At 70.5% G+C, this 23,694-nt stretch carries 22 protein-coding genes; 7 read left to right on the plus strand and 15 right to left on the minus strand.

What is annotated here, in order from left to right; genetic code table 11:
• The first annotated feature begins 629 nt into the window (after nucleotides 1-629).
• Together trxB and ACX938_RS06325 are read left to right on the plus strand one after the other, a co-directional pair.
• Nucleotides 630-1,637 (plus strand): thioredoxin-disulfide reductase, encoded by a 1,008-nt coding sequence (trxB, locus tag ACX938_RS06320; protein WP_459430407.1) that lies wholly within the window; start codon nucleotides 630-632, stop codon nucleotides 1,635-1,637.
• Between the two features lie 710 nt (nucleotides 1,638-2,347).
• Nucleotides 2,348-4,066: a bifunctional sulfate adenylyltransferase/adenylylsulfate kinase gene (locus tag ACX938_RS06325; RefSeq protein WP_459430408.1), complete on the plus strand. Its 1,719-nt coding sequence runs from the start codon at nucleotides 2,348-2,350 to the stop codon at nucleotides 4,064-4,066.
• A gap of 160 nt (nucleotides 4,067-4,226) precedes the next feature.
• Here ACX938_RS06325 and ACX938_RS06330 read toward each other — a convergent pair whose 3' ends face one another.
• Nucleotides 4,227-4,454, minus strand: a complete 228-nt coding sequence (locus tag ACX938_RS06330; protein WP_459430409.1) for a DUF1150 family protein — start codon at nucleotides 4,452-4,454, stop codon at nucleotides 4,227-4,229.
• A gap of 4 nt (nucleotides 4,455-4,458) precedes the next feature.
• Nucleotides 4,459-4,869, minus strand: coding sequence for an Hsp20 family protein (locus tag ACX938_RS06335; RefSeq protein WP_232753401.1), 411 nt, complete (start codon nucleotides 4,867-4,869; stop codon nucleotides 4,459-4,461).
• A 174-nt stretch (nucleotides 4,870-5,043) separates the two neighbouring features.
• Between ACX938_RS06335 and ACX938_RS06340 the strand changes: the two genes are divergently transcribed.
• The 3 genes from ACX938_RS06340 to ACX938_RS06350 all read left to right on the plus strand — a co-directional run bounded on the left by ACX938_RS06340 (nucleotide 5,044) and on the right by ACX938_RS06350 (nucleotide 6,941).
• The gene (locus ACX938_RS06340; protein ID WP_232753568.1) at nucleotides 5,044-5,268 is read left to right on the plus strand and encodes a YdcH family protein; all 225 of its coding nucleotides are present in this window, start codon (nucleotides 5,044-5,046) and stop codon (nucleotides 5,266-5,268) included.
• Between the two features lie 67 nt (nucleotides 5,269-5,335).
• Nucleotides 5,336-5,830, plus strand: a complete 495-nt coding sequence (purE, locus tag ACX938_RS06345) for a 5-(carboxyamino)imidazole ribonucleotide mutase (protein WP_459430410.1) — start codon at nucleotides 5,336-5,338, stop codon at nucleotides 5,828-5,830.
• A 37-nt stretch (nucleotides 5,831-5,867) separates the two neighbouring features.
• Nucleotides 5,868-6,941, plus strand: a complete 1,074-nt coding sequence (locus ACX938_RS06350; protein WP_459430411.1) for a 5-(carboxyamino)imidazole ribonucleotide synthase — start codon at nucleotides 5,868-5,870, stop codon at nucleotides 6,939-6,941.
• Here ACX938_RS06350 and ACX938_RS06355 read toward each other — a convergent pair.
• The 7 genes from ACX938_RS06355 to ACX938_RS06385 form a co-directional block, all read right to left on the minus strand.
• Nucleotides 6,931-8,073, minus strand: a complete 1,143-nt coding sequence (locus ACX938_RS06355) for an alpha-D-ribose 1-methylphosphonate 5-triphosphate diphosphatase (RefSeq protein WP_459430412.1) — start codon at nucleotides 8,071-8,073, stop codon at nucleotides 6,931-6,933. The two genes, ACX938_RS06350 and ACX938_RS06355, sit on opposite strands and share 11 nt — an antisense overlap.
• Entirely contained in the window at nucleotides 8,070-8,822 is a 753-nt protein-coding gene (locus ACX938_RS06360; RefSeq protein WP_459430413.1) for an alpha/beta fold hydrolase, read from the minus strand. The genes ACX938_RS06355 and ACX938_RS06360 overlap by 4 nt, the downstream gene beginning before the upstream one ends.
• 5 nt (nucleotides 8,823-8,827) lie before the next feature.
• Nucleotides 8,828-9,685 carry a DMT family transporter gene (locus ACX938_RS06365; RefSeq protein WP_459430414.1) on the minus strand — a complete coding sequence of 286 codons (858 nt, stop codon included), beginning with the start codon at nucleotides 9,683-9,685 and terminating at the stop codon, nucleotides 8,828-8,830.
• A 3-nt stretch (nucleotides 9,686-9,688) separates the two neighbouring features.
• Complete coding sequence (locus ACX938_RS06370) at nucleotides 9,689-10,165, minus strand: GNAT family N-acetyltransferase (RefSeq protein WP_232753395.1); 477 nt, start codon at nucleotides 10,163-10,165, stop codon at nucleotides 9,689-9,691.
• 169 nt (nucleotides 10,166-10,334) lie between these two features.
• Complete coding sequence (gene groL, locus ACX938_RS06375; RefSeq protein ID WP_232753394.1) at nucleotides 10,335-11,984, minus strand: chaperonin GroEL; 1,650 nt, start codon at nucleotides 11,982-11,984, stop codon at nucleotides 10,335-10,337.
• A gap of 55 nt (nucleotides 11,985-12,039) precedes the next feature.
• Nucleotides 12,040-12,351, minus strand: a complete 312-nt coding sequence (gene groES / locus ACX938_RS06380; protein ID WP_232753393.1) for a co-chaperone GroES — start codon at nucleotides 12,349-12,351, stop codon at nucleotides 12,040-12,042.
• Nucleotides 12,352-13,123: 772 nt separating this feature from the next.
• On the minus strand, nucleotides 13,124-13,801 hold the full coding sequence (locus ACX938_RS06385; RefSeq protein WP_459430415.1) for a DUF2161 domain-containing phosphodiesterase: 678 nt from the start codon (nucleotides 13,799-13,801) through the stop codon (nucleotides 13,124-13,126).
• A gap of 80 nt (nucleotides 13,802-13,881) precedes the next feature.
• On the opposite strand from ACX938_RS06385, the gene ACX938_RS06390 reads away from it, so the two are divergent.
• Nucleotides 13,882-14,877 carry a TraB/GumN family protein gene (locus tag ACX938_RS06390; protein ID WP_459430416.1) on the plus strand — a complete coding sequence of 332 codons (996 nt, stop codon included), beginning with the start codon at nucleotides 13,882-13,884 and terminating at the stop codon, nucleotides 14,875-14,877.
• A 39-nt stretch (nucleotides 14,878-14,916) separates the two neighbouring features.
• On the opposite strand, the gene ACX938_RS06395 is transcribed toward ACX938_RS06390, so the two are convergent.
• From ACX938_RS06395 to ACX938_RS06420, 6 genes are all read right to left on the minus strand, one after another.
• Nucleotides 14,917-16,938, minus strand: a complete 2,022-nt coding sequence (locus ACX938_RS06395; protein WP_459430417.1) for a M3 family metallopeptidase — start codon at nucleotides 16,936-16,938, stop codon at nucleotides 14,917-14,919.
• A gap of 316 nt (nucleotides 16,939-17,254) precedes the next feature.
• Nucleotides 17,255-18,298 carry a HesA/MoeB/ThiF family protein gene (locus ACX938_RS06400; RefSeq protein ID WP_459430418.1) on the minus strand — a complete coding sequence of 348 codons (1,044 nt, stop codon included), beginning with the start codon at nucleotides 18,296-18,298 and terminating at the stop codon, nucleotides 17,255-17,257.
• Nucleotides 18,298-18,759, minus strand: coding sequence for a dUTP diphosphatase (gene dut, locus ACX938_RS06405; protein WP_459430419.1), 462 nt, complete (start codon nucleotides 18,757-18,759; stop codon nucleotides 18,298-18,300). Before dut ends, ACX938_RS06400 begins: the two co-directional genes overlap by 1 nt.
• Nucleotides 18,756-20,099 (minus strand): bifunctional phosphopantothenoylcysteine decarboxylase/phosphopantothenate--cysteine ligase CoaBC, encoded by a 1,344-nt coding sequence (gene coaBC, locus ACX938_RS06410; protein ID WP_459430420.1) that lies wholly within the window; start codon nucleotides 20,097-20,099, stop codon nucleotides 18,756-18,758. Before coaBC ends, dut begins: the two co-directional genes overlap by 4 nt.
• Nucleotides 20,100-20,162: 63 nt before the next feature.
• A complete protein-coding gene (locus ACX938_RS06415; RefSeq protein ID WP_459430564.1) occupies nucleotides 20,163-20,957 on the minus strand; it encodes a ChaN family lipoprotein in 795 nt (264 codons plus the stop codon).
• On the minus strand, nucleotides 20,945-21,823 hold the full coding sequence (locus ACX938_RS06420) for an RNA polymerase factor sigma-32 (RefSeq protein WP_232753386.1): 879 nt from the start codon (nucleotides 21,821-21,823) through the stop codon (nucleotides 20,945-20,947). Before ACX938_RS06420 ends, ACX938_RS06415 begins: the two co-directional genes overlap by 13 nt.
• Nucleotides 21,824-22,092: 269 nt before the next feature.
• Between ACX938_RS06420 and ACX938_RS06425 the strand changes: the two genes are divergently transcribed.
• Nucleotides 22,093-23,607, plus strand: a complete 1,515-nt coding sequence (locus tag ACX938_RS06425; RefSeq protein WP_459430421.1) for a YifB family Mg chelatase-like AAA ATPase — start codon at nucleotides 22,093-22,095, stop codon at nucleotides 23,605-23,607.
• Nucleotides 23,608-23,694 lie beyond the last annotated feature (87 nt).

The raw sequence follows: 23,694 nt of genomic DNA on the forward strand, positions 1-23,694 counted from the left end.
CCAGTCTCGGCTCGCCCCGACCGGCCTCAGCCGGGCCAAACGGCGGGAATCCCGCTCCAAACGGCCTCCGCCGCCCCAAACCGTGCGCCGCCACCCCAAGGAGCGCCGGCCCATAGGGCCGGTCCGGCGCGCGCCCGGCATCTTCGATGCTGTTCGGGCGCAAGACGCGCGGCCCGAGGCTGGCGCTAACAAAACATAAGTTGGTCGGAGCGCCGTCCGGCACGGGCCGGGGTTCGCTGCCCTCTCAACAGGCACCACCAGTGGGCGCGCGCCGGACCGGGGGCCGGCGCTGCTGACCTCCAAGCTATGCGCTGTATCCCAACAAGGTCATTGCTCACTGTGAGCTAGGCACGCCACCCCAAGGAGCGCCGGCCCACGGGGCCGGTCCGGCGCGCGCCCGGCACCTTCGGTGCTATTCGGGCGCAAGGGGGTGTGGCGTGGTGGGTGATCTAGCGGGTCGGGCGGTGAAGGCAGCCCCGACACCCGCCTGCACATCCCGACCTGTTGCAGACCGGCGCCGAGCCCCCCTCTCCCCCGACATTCCCGCCATGCAGGGTTTGCGCGCCCGGGCGGCGATGCGTATATCCCCCCGACACCACGAGGCGACACCCAAAGCCGGAGGGCTCTTCATGTCCGAGACCAAGCGCACCAAGGTTCTGATCATCGGCTCCGGCCCGGCGGGCTACACCGCGGCCGTCTATGCCAGCCGCGCCATGCTCGACCCGATCCTGGTGCAGGGGATCGAGCCGGGCGGCCAACTGACCACCACCACCGAGGTCGAGAACTGGCCCGGCGACACCGAGGTCCAGGGCCCCGATCTCATGGTGCGCATGGAGGCCCATGCCAAGGCCATGGGCACCGAGATCATCGGGGACATCATCACCAAGATCGACTTCGACCAGCGCCCCTTCGTGGCCTCCTCGGACAGCGGCACGAGCTATGTGGCCGATGCGATCATCCTCGCCACCGGCGCCCGGGCGAAATGGCTGGGCCTGCCGTCGGAGGAGAAGTTCAAGGGCTTCGGCGTCTCCGCCTGCGCGACCTGCGACGGCTTCTTCTACCGCGGCCAGGAGATCGTCGTGGTCGGCGGCGGCAATACCGCCGTGGAAGAGGCGCTGTTCCTGACCAATTTCGCCTCCAAGGTGACGCTGGTGCACCGCCGCGACGAGCTGCGCGCCGAGAAGATCCTGCAGGACCGGCTCTTCAAGAACCCCAAGATCGAGCCGCTCTGGCACCACGAGCTGGCCGAGGTCACCGGCACCGAGAGCCCGCTCGGGGTCGAGGGCGTGAAGGTCCGCGACGTGCGCTCGGGCGAGATCAGCGAGATCGCCGCCAAGGGGGTCTTCATCGCCATCGGTCACGCGCCCTCGAACGAGCTGGTGAAGGACGTGCTCGAGACCCACATGGGCGGCTACGTGGTGACCAAACCCGATTCGACCGAGACCTCGGTGCCCGGGATCTTCGCCGCGGGCGACCTGACCGATCACAAGTACCGCCAGGCGGTGACCTCGGCCGGCATGGGCTGCATGGCCGCGCTCGAGGCCGAACGCTGGCTCGCCGAGCAGGGCGTCGACGAGGGCAAGGACGAGACCCTGCCGCTCGGCTACGGCGCCCCGGTGGATTCGGCGGCCGAGTGAGGCTTTTGCGGGTGTGAGGTGTTTTCGGGGGCTGTGTGCTCTCGGGAGAGGTTGACGGGCCGTCCTTGGGGGCGGCCCTTTTTGTTTAGTGCGCGCACCTGCAGCTCCGCCTACGCGTTGCCCCACCAGACCCTGGAATAGATGCGCGAGACCGACAGGCGCCGCTCCCGAAAACGCGCGGCCCCCGGACATCCGAAAGACTTTCCCGCGCGAAGGTGGCAACGCCCCGGATAAGCCTTCCGAGGCCCAGCCACCTTACTCGCCTACTCGCCCGCTCCACCTTTCCCACCCAATCCAACAGAGGGCGCGCGCCGGACCGGGGGCCGGCGCTGCCGACCTCCGAGCCAAGCGCTTTATCCCAGCAAGGTCAGGACTAGAGGCACGCTATGCACGCCACCCCAAGGAGCGCCGGCCCATCGGGCCGGTCCGGCGCGCGCCCGGCACCTTCGGTGCTATTCGGGCGCAAGAAGGCACCTCTCAACAGGCACCGACGGTTCACAACTTGGACGACCACCAAAGCCTCACAACTCCAACCAGTCACTCCAAGCCCCCCCCTTGCGCCCCGCGCAACGCGGCTATTCCGCAGCATCCCGCCGCCCGCTTCCGCCGCGGCCTTGCCAGCTCAAGCCCAGGGGTCTATGGCGCCCGACATGCGCCGGCTCCGGCCTCCGCTCCGCCCGTGACGTAACATTTGAGATGACGAGACCGCGATGAGCATCGAATTACCGAACCTCGCCCCGCTGCCCGAGCTGTATGTCTCCTACGAGAGCGCCCAGAAACTGAAGGTCGAGGCCGGTGACCTGACCAGCCACGATCTGACGCCGCGCCAGATCTGCGACCTCGAGCTTCTGATGAACGGCGGCTTCTCCCCGCTCAAGGGCTTCCTGGGCGAGAAGGACTACGACAGCGTCGTGGAGAACATGCGCCTGGCCGATGGGTCGCTCTGGCCGATGCCGATCACGCTCGACGTCTCCGAGAGCTTCGCCGAGGGCATCGAGGAAGGCCAGGACATCGCGCTCCGCGACCAGGAGGGCGTCATCCTCGCCACCATGACCGTCACCGACAAATGGGTGCCCAACAAGGCGCGCGAGGCCGAGAAGGTCTTCGGCGCCGACGACACCGCGCATCCGGCGGTCAACTACCTGCACAACACCGCCGGCAAGGTCTATCTCGGCGGGCCGGTGACCGGCATCCAGCAGCCCACGCATTACGACTTCCGCGCCTCGCGCGACACGCCGAACGAGCTGCGCGCGCGCTTCCGCAAGCTCGGCTGGCGCAAGGTCGTGGCCTTCCAGACCCGCAACCCGCTGCACCGCGCCCACCAGGAGCTGACCTTCCGCGCCGCGCGCGAGAGCCAGGCCAACCTCCTGATCCACCCGGTCGTCGGCATGACCAAACCCGGCGACGTCGACCATTTCACCCGGGTGCGCTGCTACGAGGCGGTGCTCGACAAATACCCCGGCGCGACCACCACCATGTCGCTCCTGAACCTGGCGATGCGCATGGCCGGCCCTCGCGAGGCGGTCTGGCACGGGCTGATCCGCCGCAACCACGGCTGCACGCACTTCATCGTCGGCCGCGACCACGCCGGCCCCGGCAAGAACTCCGCCGGCGAGGATTTCTACGGCCCCTATGACGCCCAGGAGCTGTTCCGCGCGCACCAGGAGGAAATCGGCATCGAGATGGTCGATTTCAAACACATGGTCTACGTGCAGGAGCGCGCCCAATACGAGGCGATCGACGAGATCGAGGACAAGGACCAGGTGACCATCCTCAACATCTCGGGCACCGAGCTGCGGCGCCGCCTGCAGGAAGGTCTCGAGGTGCCGGACTGGTTCTCCTTCCCCGAGGTGGTCTCCGAGCTGCGCCGCACCCGTCCGCCGCGCAGCCAGCAGGGCTTCACGGTGTTCTTCACCGGCTTCTCGGGCTCGGGCAAATCGACCATTGCCAATGCCCTCATGGTCAAGCTGATGGAGATGGGCGGCCGCCCTGTGACGCTGCTCGATGGTGACATCGTGCGGAAGAACCTCTCCTCCGAGCTGGGCTTCTCGAAGGAGCACCGCGACCTCAACATCCGCCGCATCGGCTATGTGGCCTCGGAGATCACCAAGAACGGCGGCATCGCCATCTGCGCGCCGATCGCCCCCTATGCGGCCACCCGCCGGGCGGTCCGCGAGGAGATCGAGCAATACGGCGCCTTCCTCGAGATCCACGTGGCGACCTCGCTCGAGGAATGCGAGCGCCGCGACCGCAAGGGCCTCTACAAGCTCGCGCGGGAAGGCAAGATCAAGGAGTTCACCGGCATCTCCGACCCCTACGACGAGCCGCAGAACCCCGAGCTGCGCGTCGAGACCGAGGGCACCGACGTGGACAACTGCGCCCACCAGGTGATCCTGAAGCTCGAAAGCATGGGCCTGATCGCCGGCTGATCCGGCGACGCCAAGCTACGGCACGCCAAGGGCCCTGCGGGAAACCGCGGGGCCTTTTTCTGTTCGTAAAGACCAAACCCCCACGAAAAAGGGCCGCGCCCCGCGGCACGGCCCCTCTATCCCGCCACCGAAGCGCCCCCTCAGGAGCACCCCTAGCGTGTCAGTGCACCGTCACCGGTGCAAAATCGTTCTGGCGGGCCAGGATGAAGGCCATCTGGCGGTCCTTCACCAGCGCCAGGCGTTCGCCGTCGGCGCGGTGGACGGCGTAGACGGTGCCGCTGCCGGTCATCTGCTCTTGCAGGTCCTCGGGCAGCTCGGAGATCTCGACCGGGCGGACGTAGACCGTGCGGCCCTCGTCGAGCTTGGTGAAGTCATATGCGGTGTTCATGGCCTTACCCCCGCTTGATCTGAATGTTCTGAACCACGCTCTCGGGACGGGCGACGGTCAGGTCGACGTGCAGAAGCCCGTTCTCCATGAGCGCCTCGCCCACCTCGACGCCGTCGGCCAGCACGAAGCTGCGCTGGAACTGCCGCGCGGCGATGCCGCGGTGCAGGTAGACCCGGCCCTCGGCCTCGGCGGACTGGCGTCCGCGGATCACCAGCTGGCGGTCTTCAACCGTGATGGAAAGGTCGGCTTCGGAGAACCCGGCCACCGCCAGGGTGATGCGATAGGCATCCTCGGCGGTTCGTTCGATGTTGTAGGGCGGATAGCCCTCGGCCGATTTGGCGGTCCGCTCGAGCAGGCGCTCGAGCTGTTCGAAGCCCAGAAGCTGGGGGTGCGACCCCAAGGTCATTTTCGTCATCGACGCATCCTTTTGGCAAGCGATCGTCTGAGAGGCCCCGTTGCGGCGGCCTTCGGAACAAATATGGGGCGGGGCGCGGGCCCCTGCAAGGTTCGCGACCCGCGCAAGCCTCTTTCGGAGAGGGCGGAAACGCGGTATTTTGAGGGCCCCGAGCCCGGCATGGACAAGGCCAATATGAACGCGCTGACCGACATTTCCATGAAGTCCGACGAGGTGCTGAAGGTCGAGTTGCGGGTGCTCAAACGCGAACACCGCGACCTGGACGACGCCATCCGCGCCCTGCAGGAGCGTGGCACCTCGGACGCGCTGACGATTCAGCGGCTGAAGAAGCGCAAGCTGCAGCTCAAGGACATGATCGCCTATATCGAGGACCGCATCTTCCCCGACATCATTGCGTAGCATTGCGTAGCCGCGCCCGGGGCGGTAGCTACCGGCCCCAAGACGCAGAGCGACGAGGGGCGAGGCGATGGGCGAGAGCGCGGTCAAGGTCGGGATCATCATGGGCAGCCAGTCCGACTGGCCGACGATGAAGGAGGCCGCCGAGATCCTCGAGACCCTGGGCGTGGCCCACGAGGTCCGCATCGTCTCGGCGCATCGCACCCCCGACAGGCTTTGGAGCTACGGCTGCGAGGCGGCGGGACGCGGGCTGAAGGCGATCATCGCCGGCGCCGGCGGGGCCGCGCATCTGCCGGGCATGATGGCCTCCAAGACCCGCGTGCCGGTGATCGGCGTGCCAGTGCAGACCCGGGCGCTTTCGGGCGTCGACAGCCTTTATTCCATCGTGCAGATGCCGCGCGGCTTCCCGGTCGCGACCATGGCCATCGGGGCCGCGGGCGCGGCCAACGCCGGGCTCATGGCGGCGGCGATCCTGGCCAACGAGGACCGGGAGCTTGCCGAGCGGCTCGACGCCTGGCGCGAAGCACTCTCGGCCTCGATCCCCGAGACTCCCGAGCGCGACTGACCCCGGGCCCCACCTTCAAGAGAAAGACCCCAGCGACATGAGCGACACCCCCCTGCCCCAAGGCGCGACCATCGGCATTCTCGGCGGCGGCCAGCTGGGCCGGATGCTCTCGGTCGCGGCGGCGCGGCTGGGGCTGAAGACCCATGTCTACGAGCCCGGCGCCGAGCCGCCCGCGGCCCATGTCGCCCACCGGCTGACCACCGCCCCCTACGAGGACGCAGCCGCGCTGACCGCCTTTGCTGAAAGCGTCGACGTCATCACCTACGAGTTCGAGAACGTGCCGACCGAGGCGCTCGACCGTCTGGGCGCGCTGAAGCCGATCCGCCCGGGCCGCGAGGCCCTGCGGGTGAGCCAGGACCGGCTCGTCGAGAAGCAATTCCTGGCCGACCTCGGGCTTGCCGTGGCGCCCTTTGCCGATGTGGCGGGCCCCGACGATCTGCCCGCCGCGCTTGAAGCCGCCGGCACGCCCGGCATCCTCAAGACCCGGCGCTTCGGCTACGACGGCAAGGGCCAGGCGCGGATCTCCGCCCCCGAGGAGGCCGAGGCGGCGCTGGCCGAGTTGAACGGCGCGCCCGCGATCCTGGAGGGCTTCGTCGACTTCTCCCGCGAGGTCTCGGTCATCGCCGCGCGCGGAATCGACGGCGAGGTCGCCTGTTTCGATCCCGGCGAGAACCTGCACGAAGGCGGCATCCTGCGCACCACCACGGTGCCCGCCGCGCTGTCGCCCGCGCAGATGCAGGACGCGGTGCTGCTGGCCGGGCGGATCCTGAACGCGCTCGATTACGTGGGTGTCCTCGGGGTCGAGCTCTTCGTGACCCCGCGCGGGCTCGTGGTGAACGAGATCGCGCCCCGGGTGCACAACTCCGGGCATTGGACGCAGAACGGCTGCGCGGTCGACCAGTTCGAACAGCACATCCGCGCGGTCGCGGGCTGGCCCCTGGGCGACGGCCGGCGGCATTCGGACGTGGTCATGGAGAACCTGATCGGCGCCGACCTCGACCGGGTGCCTGCGCTGTCGCGCGAGCGCGACGTGGCGCTCCATCTCTACGGCAAGGCCGAGGCCAAGCCGGGCCGCAAGATGGGCCATATCAACCGGATCGTCAGGAACTGAGCATCCGCGCGGCGAAGTCGCCGGTCATATAGGCCACCCGGCCACCCGCGAAGGTGGCCGCGACGCGGTCCTCGGCGTCCAGCACCACCAGGTCGGCGCGGCAACCGGGCGCGATGCGCCCCCGGTCGCTGAGGCCCAGCACCCGCGCGGGCCCTGCCGAGACCAGGGGCCAGGCGGTCTCCCAGTCGCAGATCCCCGAGGCGACCAGCCGCCGCACCGCCGAAAGCGGCGCGGGGTAGTGGTAATCCGAGGCCAGCGCGTCGCAGAGCCCTTCGGCGATCAGCTCGGCGGCCGCGACGTTGCGCTTGTGGGACGAGCCGCGCACGACGTTGGGCGCGCCCATGATCACCGCCTCGCCTGCGGCGCGGGCCTCTTCGGCAGCGGCGCGGGTCTCGGGGAACTCGGCGATGGCAACGCCGCGCGCGCGCCAGCCCTGCCGGGTCTCGGCGGAGGCGTCGTCATGCGAGCCGAGCCGCACGCCCGTGGCCTTGAGCCGCGCCGCCAGCGCATCCAGCGCCGGGCCGACCTCGGGACCGTTGCGGTGCAGTTCCAGCATATAGGCAAAATGCGCCTCGGGGCTGCGGCCGCTTTTCAGGGCCTGGCCGGTCATTTGCTTCGGCCGCCGCTCCTCGGCCAGCCGCTTGTGCTGGAGGTGGTCGTTGAAGACCAGGTAGTCGATGCCATGCGCCGCGACCGTCGCCTCGGCGCGGGCGAAATCGTCGACCATATGGGTCTCGAGACGCAGCTGCATGCGCAGGTCGATCTCGACCCGGTGGCGCATGGCGGCCCAGGCGGCAAAGACCTCCTCGGCGAAATCGGGGCCGCGCAAGCCACCTTCCCAGGACCAGAACTGCGCGAGATAGGCGGTGGTGATGCCATTGGCGGCCAGCTCGGCGGCGGTGGCGAAGAGCCCGCCCTCGGTGTCGTGCAGCGCGCCCCGGCGCGGGGCGACGTGGCGCTCGAAGCCGTCGCCGTGCAGGTCCACGATGCCCGGCAGGAGCCGGTAGCCCGCCGCATCGACCACCCGGTCGGCCTCGGGCGCGGCGAAGCGGCCCGCGGCGATCTCGAGATCCGCGCCGTGCCAGCCTTCGGGGCCCAGCACCCGGGCGTTGCGGAAGCGCAGCGGCCTCATGGGCAGTCGGCCACCAGGCAGGGCAGATCCTCGAGCGGCAGCACCTCGCCCCAGTCGCCGACCGGGCCGAAGCGGCCCGCGCGCAGGAACAGGATGACCTGGGCCATGACCTCGGGGCTTTGCATGATGAAGGTATGGGTCACCGGCAGGACCAGGTGCTCGGCCATGCCCTCGACCCGGGTCGAGGCCACCGAGACCTTGCCGTCATCGGTGCCCGGGATCAGCGCCGAATAGGCCGGGTTCAGCGAGCGCGAGCCGGCGATCACGCCCAGTTCGAAATCCACCGGCGGAAGCTGCGCGGGCACATCCTCGGGCCCGGTGCCCAGCTCGCCCCCCGCCGGGCCGTTCAGCCATTGGAAGAGCTCCAGCCCGCCCAGGGCGTCGACCAGCTCGCTGCCCTGGTTCGGCGGCGCCAGCATGACCACCCGACCAAGCCGCTCGGGCCGGGTCTCCGACAGCCAGACGCGGGCCAGGATGCCGCCCATGGAATGGGTCACGATATGCACCGTCTCGGCGCCGCAGTCGCGCACCGCCTGGGGCAGCACCTCGTCGACCAGCGTCTCGATCGGCTTCTCGGTCGAGGGGTAGCCCGGGACCACCGTGCGGTAGCCCTCGAGCTCGAGCATCTCGGCCATGGGCAGGAAGGAGACCTCGCTGCGTGCCAGCCCGTGCAGCAGCACCACGCAATCCGCCCGCGCGGGCAGCGCGGCGGCGGCGAACAGGCAGGCCAGGGCAAGACGGCGGATCATGGCCCTCACATAGGCGCTCGGCGGCGCCTGCGAAACGGCAAAACCGACAGGCCCACGCCGCCCAGCACCAGGAGGCTCGCCAGCGCGAACTGCCAGGTCAGGCTCTCGCCGAGGAAGACCATCCCGCCGCCCAGGGCCAGGATCGGCACGGTGAGCTGCGCCACCGCCGCGGCGCTGGCCTCGAGCCGGGGCAGCACCGCGTACCAGAGCGCGTAGCCCAGACCCGAGGTCACCGCGCCGGAGAGCACCGCCAAGGCGATGCCCGCCGCGTCTGCGCCCGCTCCCGCCCCGAGAAGAAGGCTCAGCGCCAGTCCCAGAGGGGCCGCCAGCGCGAAGTTGGCCGCCGTGCCCATGAGCGCATCCTGAGCGCCGCGTCCGGCCAGCGAATAGAGCCCCCAGCCGACGCCCGCCGCCGCCATGAGCAGGCCGTGCACCGGGCTGACCGGCGCGCCCGAGCCCGGCCAGAGCAGCCAGGCGAGCCCCGCGAAGGCCAGCCCCGCGCCCGCCCAGCGCCGCCCGCCCGGACGTTCGCCGCCCAGAAGCGCGCCGCCGAACATGGTGACCTGCACGCAGCCAAAGAGGATCAGCGCGCCGAGCCCCGCGTCGAGCGCCAGGTAGGCCGCCGAGAAGCCGTAGATATACACGAGCAGCGAGGCCACCCCGAGCGCCCGGCCCCGCCCGCCGAGCCGCAGCCCTCCGCGCGTCACCAGGCAGAGCGCCAGGAGCGTCAGCGCCCCGGCCCAGAGCCGGAGCGTGCCGAAAAGCGCCGCATCCATGCCGCCGTCCACCAGCGCCATGCGGTTCAGCACCGAGTTGGCCGCGAAGGCCGCCATGGTCAGCGCGCTCAGCAGGAACAGCCGCATGGCTCAGGTCCCGAAGGCGCGGGGGTAGCGCAGCCGGCTGCCCTGGGGCGCCCGCGCGGGCCCGGCGACGAGCGTGTGGTCGATCGGGAAAGGCGAGGCCAGCCCCTCGGCCATGCGGAAGCCGGCGCGGCTGTAGAACTCGGGCTCGCCCAGGACGACGATGGTCTGGCCCGCGGCCTCGGCCCAGCCGACGAGCATCCGGCACATGCGCCGCCCGATGCCCTGCCCCTGCCGGTCCGGCGCCACCGCGATCGGCGCGAGGCAGAGCCAGCCCTCGGGGGCGCGGAAGCGCGAGAGCGCGAGGTAGCCGACGATCTGGCCCTCCTCGCGGACCACCTGTTCGCCCGCGATCTCGCCGGACTTGCGCAAAGCGCGCACGATCCGCGCCTCGTCCGGCCCGGGGAAGGCCGCGTTGAGCAGGGCCTCAACGGCCTTTTCCTCGCCCGCGCGCATCTCCTGCATGAAGTCCCGCCCGATCATCCTCGCAGCCTCCCGTTCTTGTCGCCCGCCCCGCCTAGCACGCGGGCGCGGCCCGCGCCACGGCGGGGCCTTCGGGGCGCGGGCCGCCCGTCCGAAAGATGGCCCCACCAAAAGAAAAGGGCCCGCGCAAGGCGGGCCCTTCCCTGATCAATCGGCGTCAGCCGGCAGATTACATCATGCCGCCCATGCCGCCCATGTCGGGCATGCCGCCGCCAGCGCCGCCACCGGCACCTTCCTTCTGCGGCTTGTCGGCGACCATGGCCTCGGTGGTGACCAGGAGGCCCGCAACCGATGCCGCATCCTCGAGCGCGGTGCGCACGACCTTCGCGGGGTCGATCACGCCGAACTTGAACATGTCGCCATATTCGTCGGTCTGGGCGTTGTAGCCGAACTTCAGGTCGTCCGATTCGCGGATCTTGCCTGCGACGACGGAGCCGTCGACGCCTGCGTTCTCGGCGATCTGGCGCAGCGGTGCCTCGAGCGCGCGGCGCACGATGGCGACGCCGGCGTTCTGGTCGCTGTTGGCGCCGGTCACGCCGTCCAGCGCCTTGGCGCCCTGGACGAGGCTCACGCCGCCGCCGACCACGATGCCTTCCTGAACGGCCGCGCGGGTCGCGTTCAGCGCGTCATCGACACGGTCCTTGCGCTCTTTGACTTCCACTTCGGTCATGCCGCCGACGCGGATCACGGCCACACCGCCTGCGAGCTTCGCGACACGCTCCTGGAGCTTCTCGCGGTCGTAGTCCGAGGTGGTTTCCTCGATCTGGGTGCGGATCTGGCCGACGCGGGCCTCGATCTCGGCCTTGTCGCCTGCACCGTCGACGATGGTGGTCTCGTCCTTGGTGATGTCGACCTTCTTGGCCTGGCCGAGCATGTCCATGGTGACATTCTCGAGCTTCATGCCGAGGTCTTCCGAGATCACCTGGCCGCCGGTCAGGATCGCGATGTCCTGCAGCATGGCCTTGCGGCGGTCGCCGAAGCCCGGTGCCTTCACGGCCGCGATCTTGAGGCCGCCGCGCAGCTTGTTGACCACGAGGGTCGCCAGCGCTTCGCCTTCGACGTCCTCGGCGATGATGAGGAGCGGCTTCTGGCTCTGGATCACCTGCTCGAGGAGCGGCACCAGCGGCTGCAGCGAGGAGAGCTTCTTCTCGTGCAGCAGGATCATGCAGTCTTCCAGCTCGGCGACCATCTTCTCGGAGTTGGTCACGAAGTAGGGCGAGAGGTAGCCGCGGTCGAACTGCATGCCCTCGACGACTTCCACGTCGGTTTCCATGCCCTTGTTCTCTTCGACGGTGATCACACCCTCGTTGCCGACCTTCTGCATCGCGTCCGCGATCATCTTGCCGATCGACTCTTCGCCGTTGGCGGAGATGGTGCCGACCTGCGCGACCTCGTCGGAGTTCTCGACCTTGCGCGCGGCGTTCTTGATGTGCTCGACGACCTTGGAGGTGGCGAGGTCGATGCCGCGCTTGAGGTCCATCGGGTTCATGCCCGCGGAGACGGCCTTCACGCCTTCCTTGACGATCGACTGCGCCAGAACGGTCGCGGTCGTGGTGCCGTCGCCGGCCTCGTCATTGGTGCGGCTGGCCACTTCCTTGACCATCTGCGCGCCCATGTTCTCGAACTTGTCCTCAAGCTCGATTTCCTTGGCGACGGAGACGCCGTCCTTGGTGATGCGCGGCGCGCCGAACGACTTGTCCAGCACCACGTTGCGGCCCTTGGGGCCGAGGGTCACCTTCACCGCGTCGGCGAGGATGTTGACGCCTTTCAGCATACGGTTGCGGGCGTCGGTTTCGAACTTCACGTCCTTGGCAGACATGTCACTTCACTCCTTGATTTGAGTCTGATGGAAAAGCCGGGATGCGCGGGGCCGATCAGGCCGCCTTCGCTTCCTTCGCATCGGCGATGATGCCGAGGATGTCGCTTTCCTTCATGATCAGCAGCTCTTCGCCGTCGAGGGTCACTTCGGTGCCGGACCACTTGCCGAAAAGCACCTTGTCGCCTTCTTTCACGGCCATCGCGATCAGCTCGCCGTTGTCCTTGCGGGCGCCTTCGCCACATGCCACGACAACGCCTTCGGAGGGCTTTTCCTTGGCGGTTTCGGGGATGATGAGGCCGCCCTTGGTCTTCTCGTCGCTCTCGACGCGACGCACCAGAACACGGTCATGGAGCGGTTTGAATGCCATCTTCGAGTCTCCTTGGCTCAAAGGTTGTTCCTGTTGGTGTCCCCCCTAAGGCAGACACGTTAGCACTCACGATCGTCGAGTGCTAACGAAGCCGAGATAGGCAGCGGGCGGGATTCTGTCAAGCAAGCGGCCCGGAGATTTGCGGCGGATTTTACGGGTCGGGCCGGGTGGCGGCGGTTGGGCGCTTGCGAAGGGCGCGCGCCGGACCGGGGGCCGGCGCTGCTGACCTCTGCGCGGGGCGCTTTATCCCAGCAAGGTCAGGGCTAGAGGCGAGCTATGCGCGCCGCCCCAAGGAGCGCCGGCCCATCGGGCCGGTCCGGCGCGCGCCCGGCATCTTCGATGCTATTCGGGCGCAAAGAAGGGCGAGCGGCAAGCGATTGGCGAGATATACAGCGGAAGCGGGGACAGCCTCCAAGCGCCGCGATCCCTTGAGACGCCAACGCTCCTTTGGACCGACGTGCCTGCCTACCAGACTTCGCCCCTCCCAGGACGACAGCTCTTGCACCAGAGGGCGCGCGCCGGACCGGGGGCCGGCGTTGCTGACCTCTGGGCTTTGCGCTTTATCCCAGCAAGGTCAGGACGAGAGGCGAGCTATGCACGCCATCCGAAGGAGCGCCGGCCCAAGGGGCCGGTCCGGCGCGCGCCCGGCACCTTCGGTGCTATTCGGGCGCAAGAGGGGCGAGGGAGAAGCGTGCCGCCAACTGCAAGCGTGGCGCCAACTGCAATCGCAGCCGCAGGTCCGAACATCGGTCCAGCGCCCCCAATCCCCCCATCACTCCCCAGCCTCCCAGCTCCCGGCCCAATGCACCAGCCCCGCGCGGCCCGCCTCGGTCAGCGCATAGACGCCCTTCTCCACCCGCTCGAACCAGCCGTAGTGGTTGTCCCGCATGATCCGCGTCGCCCCGGGCACGCCGGTCGCCCGCGCCACCAGCGCGCCCTTCTCGGCCCCGGCCTCGGCGAGATAGGCTGCGCAAGCCAACGCATCCTGCCGGTAGCCGGTCACCAGCCCGTGCCGGGTCGCGCCGCCCTCGTTGGGATCGCCCCGGAGCCGCTCGAAGGCGCGCAGCAGCTTCTCACGGCCGACCTTCGACCCGCGCGGCCGGTAGGGCCCGGGATCGCACAGGACCTCAACCTTGCCGTCCCGCGCCCGCACCGTCAGGAAGCCGAGCCCCAGCCGCCGGCAAAGCGCCCGGTTGTCCTTGATCCCGCGCCGGGCGCGCGCGCCCTCGGGCCGGGCGACGGCGATATAGACCCGCTCGGTCAGCGCCAGCCGCGCCACCGCCTGGTGGATCAGCCCCAGCGTGACCGAGCGTTTCAGCTCCACCACCACCGGCGGCTCTTCGCCCCGAAGCGCCACCACGTCGGCGGCGCCGACCTCGCCCTTCACCGCGTAGCCCTGGGCCTCGAGATAGGCCTTCACCGGCCCGTAGAGATCGCTTTCCCGTGTCATCGCGCGCCAGAGTTTCCCGCGGGCTTGCCGCGCGCAAGCCCCCGGGTAATCTGGCCCGACAAAAATCCCCGGAGACCCACATGCGCGCCGCCCTCGCCCTGGCCTTCTGGCTGCTCTCGACCCTGAGCCTGCAGGCCGCCTGCGCGGGCACCGACCTGCGCCCTTCGCTCGCCCCGGAGATGCGCGCCACCCTGGCCGAGCGGCTCGAAGACCTGCCCTATGCCGAGGGCAACCACTGGCGCGCAAGCCGCGACGGCGCGGTGATCCACCTCATCGGCACGCTGCACGCGGACGACCCGCGCTTCGAGGGCGTCACCGAGCGGCTGACCCCGCTGATCGCCGAGGCCCGGCTGATGTTCCTCGAGATGACCGAGACCGAGGAGGCGGCGCTGACCGAGCGACTCTCGCGCGATCCCTCGATCCTGCTGCTCGAGGGCACCACCCTGCCCGAGATGCTGCCCGCGACGGACTGGGCGCGGCTCTCCGAGGCGCTGCGCGCCCGCGGCATGCAGCCCTTCATGGCCGCACGCTTCAAGCCCTGGTATGTCTCGATGATCCTGGCCTTGCCGCCCTGCATGGCGACGGACCTGGGGCTGGCGACCGGGCTCGACGCCCGGCTGCAGGAACTCGCCAAGACGACCGGCACGCCGACCCGGGCGCTGGAAGACCCGATGCAGGTCTTCGCGGCGCTGGAGACCACGCCCGAGGACCAGCAGGCGCAGATGATGGCCGCCGCCCTCCTGCCGCCCGAGCGCGCCGAGGACATCTTCGCCACCCTGCGCGCGGCCTATTTCGACGAACGTCCGGGCGAAAGCTGGGTGCTCTCGGAGCTTCTCTCCTCCGAAGGCGCCGGGGCGGGGCCCGGCGGCACCGAGGCCGCCGAAGCGGCGCTGGCCGAGACGACACAAGCGCTGCTCGGCGACCGCAACCGCGCCTGGCTGCCGCGCATCCTCGCCGAGACCCGCGAAGGCGAGACCCTGGTGGTCGCCGCCGGTGCCGCGCATCTGCCCGGCCCCGACGGTCTTCTCGCCCTGCTCGCGGCCGAAGGTTTCACGCTCGAACGCCGCCCCTTCTGAGCGGCGCCCGAAGCGCCCCGAAGCACCCGGAACTCCCCCTCAGGCCGCCAGCCCGCGCCCCTTCAGAAGCGCCGCGACCCCGGGCATCTTGCCCCGGAAGCTGACATAGAGATCCTCGGCCTCGGCCGATCCGCCCTTCGACAGGATGAACCGCTCGAGCTTCTTGGCCATGGCGGCGTCGAAGGCCCCGCCCGCCTCCTCGAAGGCGGCGAAGGCATCGGCGTCCATGACCTCGGACCACATGTAGCTGTAATAGCCCGAGGAATAGCCGTCGCCGGCGAAGACATGGGCGAAATGCGGCGTCGCATGTCGCATGGCGATGGCCGCGGGCATGCCCATCTCAGCCAGGATCTCGGCCTGCCGCGCCATGGGATCGGCGGGCGCCGGGCCGTCGTGGAACTCCAGGTCCACCCGCGCCGAGGCGACATATTCCACGGTCTGGAAGCCCTGGTCGAAATTCGCCGCCGCCAGGACCCGCTCAAGCATGGCCTCGGGCATCGGCGCGCCGGTCTCGACATGGGTGGCGAAGCGCTGCAGCACCTCGGGCACCTCGAGCCAGTGTTCGAAGAGCTGGCTCGGCAGTTCCACGAAGTCGCGCGCCACCGAGGTGCCGGCCATCGAGCCGAAGGTCACATCCGACAGGATCTGGTGCAGCGCATGGCCGAACTCGTGGAACAGCGTGCGCGCCTCGTCATAGGACAGAAGCGCCGCCTCCCCTGCCGCGGGCTTGGAGAAGTTGCAGACATTGACCACCACCGGCGTCTTCACCTCGGGCCGCCGCGCCTGCATGCGCATGGCCGAACACCAGGCGCCCGAGCGCTTCGAGGCCCGCGCGAAGTAATCGCCGACGAAGACCGCGAGGTGCCGCCCGTTGCGGGTCACCTCCCAGGCGCGACAATCGGGATGGTAGAGATCCGCCGCGACCGGCGCGAACTCCAGCCCGAAAAGCCGATGCGCGCAGTCGAAGGCCGCCTCGATCATCCGCTCGAGCTGCAGGTAGGGCTTCAGCGCGCTTTCATCCAGATCGTGCTCGGCCCGGCGCCGCCGCTCGGCGTAGTAGCGCCAGTCCCAGGGCTGGAGCGCGCCGTTCTGGCCCTCGGCCTGCTTCATCTCGGCCAGGATCGCGGCATCCTCTTCGGCCCGCGCCCGCGCCGGGGTCCAGACCGCCTCCAAAAGCGCACGCACCTCCGAGGGGCGGCCCGCCATCTCGGTCTCGAGCTTCCAGGCCGCGAAGCTCTCGTAGCCCAGAAGCGCCGCGCGTTCCTGCCGGAGCGCCAGCACCTCGGCGGCGATCTCGCGGTTGTCGCTCTCCCCGCCGGTCGCGCCGCGCCCGGTCCAGGCCCGCCAGGCCGTCTCGCGCAGATCGGCGCGCGGCGAGAACTGCAGGAAGGGCACCACCAGCGCGCGCGACAAGGTCAGGATGGGGCCCTTGGCGCCGGCCTCGGCGCCCGCCGCGCGCAGGCCTGCGCGCAGGAACTCGGGCAGCCCCTCGAGGTCCGCCTCGGAAAGCTCCAGCCGCCAGCCCGCCTCGTCCGAGAGCACGTTCTGGGTGAAGCGCGTGCCCAGCACCGAAAGCCGCGACTTGATCTCGGCCATGCGCGCCGCCGCCTCGCCGCGCAGCGCCGCGCCCGCGCGCAGGAAGCCGCGCCGCGTCAGCATCAGAAGCCGCGCCTCCTCGGGGGCGAGGTCCAGCTCCTCGCGGACCTCCCAAAGCGCCTCGATGCGGCGGAAGAGGTGCTCATTGGCATGAATCGCGGAGAAATGCGCCGAGAGCTTCGGCGCGAAATCCCGCTGCAGCGCCTGGCGCGCCGGGGTGCTGTCGGCGCCCGCCAGCGCGAAGAAGGCCGAGAGCACCTTGTCGAGCGCCGCGCCCGCGCCCTCGAGCGCCACCAGCGTGTTCTCGAAGCTCGGGGCCGCCGGGTTCTCGGCGATAGCCGCGATCTCGGCCTCGTGTTCGATCAGCGCCACCTCCAGCGCCGGGCCGAAGTCACTGTCGGAAATCGCGGAAAAGGGCGGCAGGCCGAAGGGCGTGTCCCAGTCCTCGAGAAGCGGGTTGGTCATGTAAGCTCTCCTTTGGGGCCTACCTATGCCGCCCGCCCCCCTCCGGCAACGCGATCCGCACAGCGCCCCTCCGCGCCCGGCCCGCCGCGCAGCGCAACACCCCTCAAAAAATCCCGCGCCCACAGCACGTCCGTCACCCGCACCCGAAGCCCCCACCTCGCAGCCCAAGCCACCCCCACCAGCTTCAGCTTGTCCAAATACCTCGGGGGTGAATGCGGGCGGCACGCCCGCAGAGGGGGCAGAGCCCCCTGCCCGGGTCCGGGACGCCGCAGGCGGCCCGGACCCCACCAGACATGACACCGAGGAAACCCCCCGCTCAGCCCCCGCAGTCCGGGCAATCCGACCGCCGCGCGACCGCGATCTTCCGGGTCTCGCCCCAGAGCGCGTCGTAGATCAGCATCTCGCCGCGCAGCACCGCGCCCGCCCCGGCGATGAGCTTCACCGTCTCCACCGCCATCATCGAGCCCACCACGCCCGGCAAGGGCCCGAGCACCCCGGCCTCGGCGCAGGAGGGGGCGAGCCCCGGGGCCGCGGGTTCGGGGAAAAGACAGCGGTAGCAGGGCCCGCCGCGCGCGGGGTCGAAGACCGAGAGCTGCCCCTCCCACTGGCTGAGCGCGCCCGAGACAAGCGGCAGGCCCGCGCCCAGGGCGGCGCGGTTGACCAGGTAGCGGGTCTCGGAATTATCGCTGCCGTCAAGCACCAGGTCGTAGTCGGCGAAAAGGTCGGCGGCGATCTCCTCGGTCAGGCGGCGGTGGTAGGGCCGCACCTCAACGGCGGGGTTCTGGGCCCGCATGGCGGCCTCGGCGGAGAAGACCTTGGGCAGGCCGATGTCGGCGTCGCGGTGGATCACCTGGCGCTGCAGGTTGGCGTTCTCGACCCGGTCGTCGTCGATCACCCCGATGGTGCCGACGCCCGCGGCGGCGAGGTATTGCAGCGCGGGCGCGCCGAGCCCGCCGGCGCCGATGACCAGGACGCGGGCCTCCTTCAGGGCCTTCTGGCCCGGCCCGCCCAGCTCGCGCAGGACGATGTGGCGGGCGTAGCGTTCGAGCTCGGTGCCGCTGAAGCTGCCGCGGGCGGGTTCGGGGGTGGCCTCGGCCTCCTTCTCCTCGGCGCGCGCGCGCAGCGCGGCAAGACCGCGGCGGTAGGCCGAGACCAGCGCCACGACGCCGCCCAGGATCAGCCAGGGCGCGGCGGTCCCGCCGGTGGCGGCGCGCAGCGCGTGGCCCGCGGGCAGGAGGAGGTGCAGCCCGAGGACCGCGACATAGAGACAGCCCAGCATGGCCATCCGGGCCCGGACCGGGGCGCCCATGAGGTGGCCGATGCCCCAGAGCGCGGCGGCGAGGCCCAGGATCAGCGCCATCAGCGCCGCCCCGTGCTGCCGAAGCCGCCCGAGCCGCGCGGGGTCGCATCAAGCGCCGCGACCTCGGAGAAATGCGCCTGCACGACCGGGGCGATGACCATCTGGGCCACGCGGTCGCCGTGGGAGAGGCGGACCGTCTCGCTGCCGGCGTTCATCACGATGACACCGAGCGGCCCGCGGTAATCGGCGTCGATGGTGCCCGGGGCGTTCGGCAGGGTCAGCCCGTGTTTCAGCGCGAGGCCCGAGCGCGGGCGGATCTGCGCCTCAAAGCCCTCGGGCAGCGCGAGGCGCAGGCCGGTGGGGATCAGCGCGCGGGCGCCGGGGGCGAGCGTCACCGTGCCCCGGTCGGGCAGGTTGGCGCGCAGGTCGGCCCCGGCGGCGCCCTCGGTGGCATAGGCCGGCAGGCCGAGGCTGCGGTCGGCCTCGGGCTCCCAGGTGATCTCGACGCGGGGGCGGCTCATGCCTCGCCCTCGGGGGCGTCGCGGTGCGGGGTGGTGCCGCCGGTTGGCCCGGTGTCGCGGGTGGTGTCGCCTTGGTTCGACGGGGCCGCGTGCCCAGCGCCGCCGTTCGGGGCGGCACCCGGCGCTTCCACTGGTCCAGCCGCGCCCGCACCCAGATGCTCCGCGATGCGGGCGACGAGCTTCCGCGCGACCTCGTCCTTGGACATGCGCGGCCAGCTCTCGGCGCCCTCGGCGCCGATCAGCACCACCGCGTTCTCCTTGCCGCCCATGATGCCGGTCCCGGGCGAGACGTCATTGGCGAGGATCCAGTCGCAGCCCTTGCGCGCGCGCTTGGCCTCGGCATGGGCTTGCACGTCGTCGGTCTCGGCGGCGAACCCCACCACGAGGCCGGGCCGGTCTGCGCCGCGCGCCGAGACCTCGGCCAGGATGTCGGGGTTCTCGGTGAAGGAGAGGACCGGCAGCTGGCCCTTCTGTTTCTTGATCTTGCCGCGGCTCTCCGAGGTCACGCGCCAGTCGGCCACCGCCGCCGCGCCGATGAAGACATCCGCGGGCAGCGCCTGCATCACCGCCGCGTGCATCTCGCGGGCGGTCTCGACCCGGGCCAGGGTGACACCCTCGGGCGGCGGCACATCGGCGGGGCCGGTGACGAAGATCACCTCGGCCCCGGCGGCCGCCAGCGCCCGGGCGATGGCCGTGCCCTGCGCGCCCGAGGAGCGGTTGGCGATGTAGCGCACCGGGTCGATCGGCTCATGGGTGGGCCCCGAAGTCACGACCACCCGCCGCCCCCGGAGCGGCCCGGCAGCGAGCCGCGCCTCGATGGCGGCGACGATCTCGAGCGGCTCGGACATCCGCCCGGGCCCGTGTTCGCCACAGGCCATGTCGCCGGAATTCGGACCCACCATGGTCACCCCGTCGCCCGCTAGCGTCGCGATGTTGCGCTGGGTCGCGGGATGCTCCCACATCCGCACGTTCATCGCGGGCGCGATCAGCACCGGCGTGTCGGTCGCCAGCAGCAGCGTGGTCGCCAGGTCCTCGGCGCGGCCCTGCGCCATCTTCGCCATGAGATCCGCCGTCGCCGGCGCCACGACCACGAGGTCGGCCACCCGGCTCAGCTGGATATGGCCCATCTGGGCCTCCTGGGTCAGATCGAAAAGCTCCTGGTGCACCTCGGCCCCGGCCAAGGCCGAGACCGACAGCGGGGTGACGAACTCCGCCCCCGCCCGGGTCAGGACCGGGGTCACCGAAGCGCCGCGCTCGCGCAGCCTGCGGATCAGATCGAGGCTCTTGTAGGCGGCGATCCCGCCGCCGATCACCAGAAGGATGCGTTTTCCCTGCAGCATGGCCCGCCTCTCACGACATCTCTGTCTGGTCTAAAGAGGCGGGCTTCCGGGCACAAGCGGTGCTCATCGGAAGGCCGCGCAGGGATCGCCCCGGTCGACGGGCGGGGCCTCTTCGACGCGGTCGAAGCCCGGGGGCAAGGGCGGCCCGCCGGTCTCGCCCTGGCCGAGCGTGGCGATCCGGGTGCCGGGGGCCGCGCGGGCCAGAAGCGCCGGGGCGCCCCAATCGGGCCGGGCGTGGCCGTTGCCGGTGATCACCGCGACGGGCGCGCCCGCGTCCTCAAGCGCCATCAGCGCCGCCTCGGCCAGCCGCGCGTCGCGCAGGCGCTGGATCTCGACCATGACGGGCAGCATCTCCTCGGGCAGCGCGTCGCAATGGGCCTCGGCCTGAAGCGCCTCGCGGGCGGATTGCTCCGCGGGCGGCAGGGCGCGGTCGAGCCCGTAGCGCGCGGCCTCCGGGCCGAAGCTCGCGACCGGCCCGGTCTCCATGGCGGCGCGGGCCTCTTCGCGCGGGACCGCCGCGCCGAAGTAGGCCGCCTCGGGGGCGGCGGCGAAGATCGGGTAATACATGGAGAAATCCGGCCAGCCGCTGGCGTTCCAGCCCAGCGCCGCCTCGAGCGCAGCTTCCTCGGCGATCAGCGCAGGGGTGATCCGCCCCGCCTGCTCCGGCGTCAGCATCTCGAAGACCAGCGCCCGGGGGTCCAGTTCACCCACGATCTCGGCCTGGCGCGCGTGGTGAGCGGGGTTGTCGTGCTGCTCGCCCAGGAAGATCACCTCGCCCGAGGCAAGAACGCCGCCATCCGCATGGGCGGTGGCGGCGATCAGAACCGGGGCAAGGGCCCAGAGCGTCAGACGAGGAATGCACGCACCTCGCGGGACTGGCTTTCCAGCGTCTTGCGCATCTTCTGGAAGGCCGCCGCCTCGAGCTGGCGGACGCGCTCCTTCGACAGGCCCAGCTCGTTGCCGAGGCTCTCGAGGGTGCGGGTCTCTTCCTTCAGCTTGCGCTCGCGGACGATGAATCGCTCGCGGTCGTTGAGCTGCTGCATGGCGACCACCAGCCATTCGCGCAGCTGGTCGGTGTCATGGGTGTTCTCGACCAGCTCCGAGGCCTGGGCGCTTTCGTCCTCGAGGGCGTCGATCCACTCGCGGCCCTCTTCGTCGACCGACTGGGTCGCGTTCAGCGAGTAGTCGGACCCCGAGAGCCGGCCCTCCATCATCTCGACGTCATGCAGCGGCACGCCGATCTCGGTCGAGATCATCTGCCGCAGCTGGTGCCGGTCGAGGGACTCGCCGTTGGCCGCCGCCTCGCGCTCGATCCGGGCCTGCACCCGGCGCATGTTGAAGAACAGCGACTTCTGGCTCGAGGTCGAGCCGGTGCGCACCATCGACCAGTTGCGCATCACGTAGTCCTGGATCGAGGCCTTGATCCACCAGACCGCATAGGTCGAGAAACGCACGCCGCGATCGGGGTCGAACTTGTCGGCGGCCTTCATCAGGCCCAGGCCCGCCTCCTGGATCAGGTCGTTCATCGGCGCGCCGTAGCGCTTGAACTTCGCCGCCATGGAGATCGCCAGACGCATGTAGGCCGTGATCAGCCGATGCAGCGCCGCCTCGTCGCGCTCATCGCGCCAGGCATAGGCCAGTTTCAGCTCGGTCTCCGCATCCAGGAGTTCGGCCTTCATGGCCCGCCGCGACAAGGTCTGATCGTTGAATGCGTCTAAAGCCATTGTTGCTCCCCGCTATGATCGAAGGTGTCCTTGTGCACCCACGTTATGATCTACGGGGTGGAAACGCGGGTGGATCGAAATCAGTTTCCAAAAAATTTCCCGTGGGGGTGGAAATTGCGCAAGAAATGCTAAGGGCAGATGACAGCGCGCGTGGATTCCGCCTTGCGCACCGTCACTTACCGCAACTGTGCGTTGGCGCACGTTAAGGGTGCGGTAACCCTTTTTTCCGAGGCTATGCGCGCGCATTCGCCAGTTGGGGCCTCCGGAGCATGCAAGCCGCCGCCTATACGGTCGCCTTCGACGGCCTTTCGGCCCGCACCGTGGAGGTGCAATGCGCCCTGACCCCGGGCATGCCGGCCTTCTCGGTGGTGGGCCTGCCCGACAAGGCGGTCTCCGAGGCGCGCGACCGGGTGCGCTCGGCGCTCTCGGCGCTGTCGATCTCGCTGCCCTCGCGGCGGATCACGGTGAACCTCTCGCCCGCGGCCTTGCCGAAGGAGGGGGCGCATTTCGACCTGGCCATCGCGCTCAGCCTCTTGGCCGCGATCGAGGTCCTGCCGCGCGACGCGGTGGCGGGGTCGCTGGCGCTGGGCGAGCTGTCGCTCGACGGAGCGCTGGTGCCGGTGGCCGGCGCCTTGCCCGCGGCGCTGACCGCCGCCGAGGAGGGGCGCGGGCTGATCTGCCCGCGCGGCTCGGGCGCCGAGGCCGCCTGGGTCGCCGCCTGCCAGGTGATCGGCGCGGCCTCGCTTCTGGAAGTGGTCCAGCATGTGACCGGCCAGGCGCCGCTGGCCCCGGCCGAGGCCGGCGAGGTGAGCGACGGCCCCGCCCCCCAGGACCTGCGCGACGTGAAGGGCCAGGAGCGCGGCAAGCGCGCGCTCGAGATCGCGGCGGCGGGGCGGCACCACCTGATGCTGCTCGGCACGCCGGGTTCGGGCAAGTCGATGCTGGCGGCGCGGCTGCCGGGGCTCCTGCCGCCGCTCTCGCCGACCGAGGCGCTGGAAACCTCGATGGTGCGCTCGCGCGCCGGCGAGATCGACGAGGGCGGGATCTCGCGCCAGCGCCCCTTCCGCGCGCCGCATCACACCGCCTCCATGGCGGCGATCGTCGGCGGCGGGCGGCAGGCGCTCCCCGGCGAGGTCAGCCTCGCGCACAACGGGGTGCTGTTCCTCGACGAGCTGCCGGAGTTCTCGCGCAGCGTGCTCGAGACCCTGCGCCAGCCGATCGAGACCGGCGAGGTCATGGTCGCCCGCGCCCGGGCGCATGTGACCTATCCCTGCCGCTTCCTGCTGGTCGCCGCCGCCAACCCCTGCCGCTGCGGCTATCTTTCCGACGCCGCCCGCGCCTGCACCCGCGCCCCGGCCTGCGGCGAGGACTACCTGGGCCGGATATCGGGGCCGCTGATGGACCGCTTCGACCTGCGCATCGAGGTCCCGCCGGTCGCGATCGAGGATCTCGACGCGCCGCCCGCGGGCGAGGGCAGCGCCGAGGTCGCGGCGCGGGTGGCTGAGGCCCGCGCGGTCCAGGCGGCGCGCTACGCGGACGCGGCGCAGGTGCGCACCAATGCCGACGCCAGCGGCGCCCAGCTCGAGGCGGTGGCGCCGCTCGACGCCGAAGGCCGCACACTGGTCAGCGCGGCGGCGCGGCGCTTCGGGCTCTCGGCGCGGGGCTACCACCGGGTGCTGCGGGTGGCGCGGACCATCGCCGACCTCGACGGCAGCGCCGCGATCCGCCGCCCGCATCTGGCCGAGGCGCTGTCCTACCGGCTGATCGGCGCGCGGGAGGATTGAGGGGCGGGCGGCGTTGGCATTGAGGGGAGCGGGGATGGAGTGGAGCGGAGATGGAGGGGGAGTGAGCCCGTGCGGGCGGGCCTCTTC

Source organism: Roseivivax sp. (genome assembly GCF_054552075.1).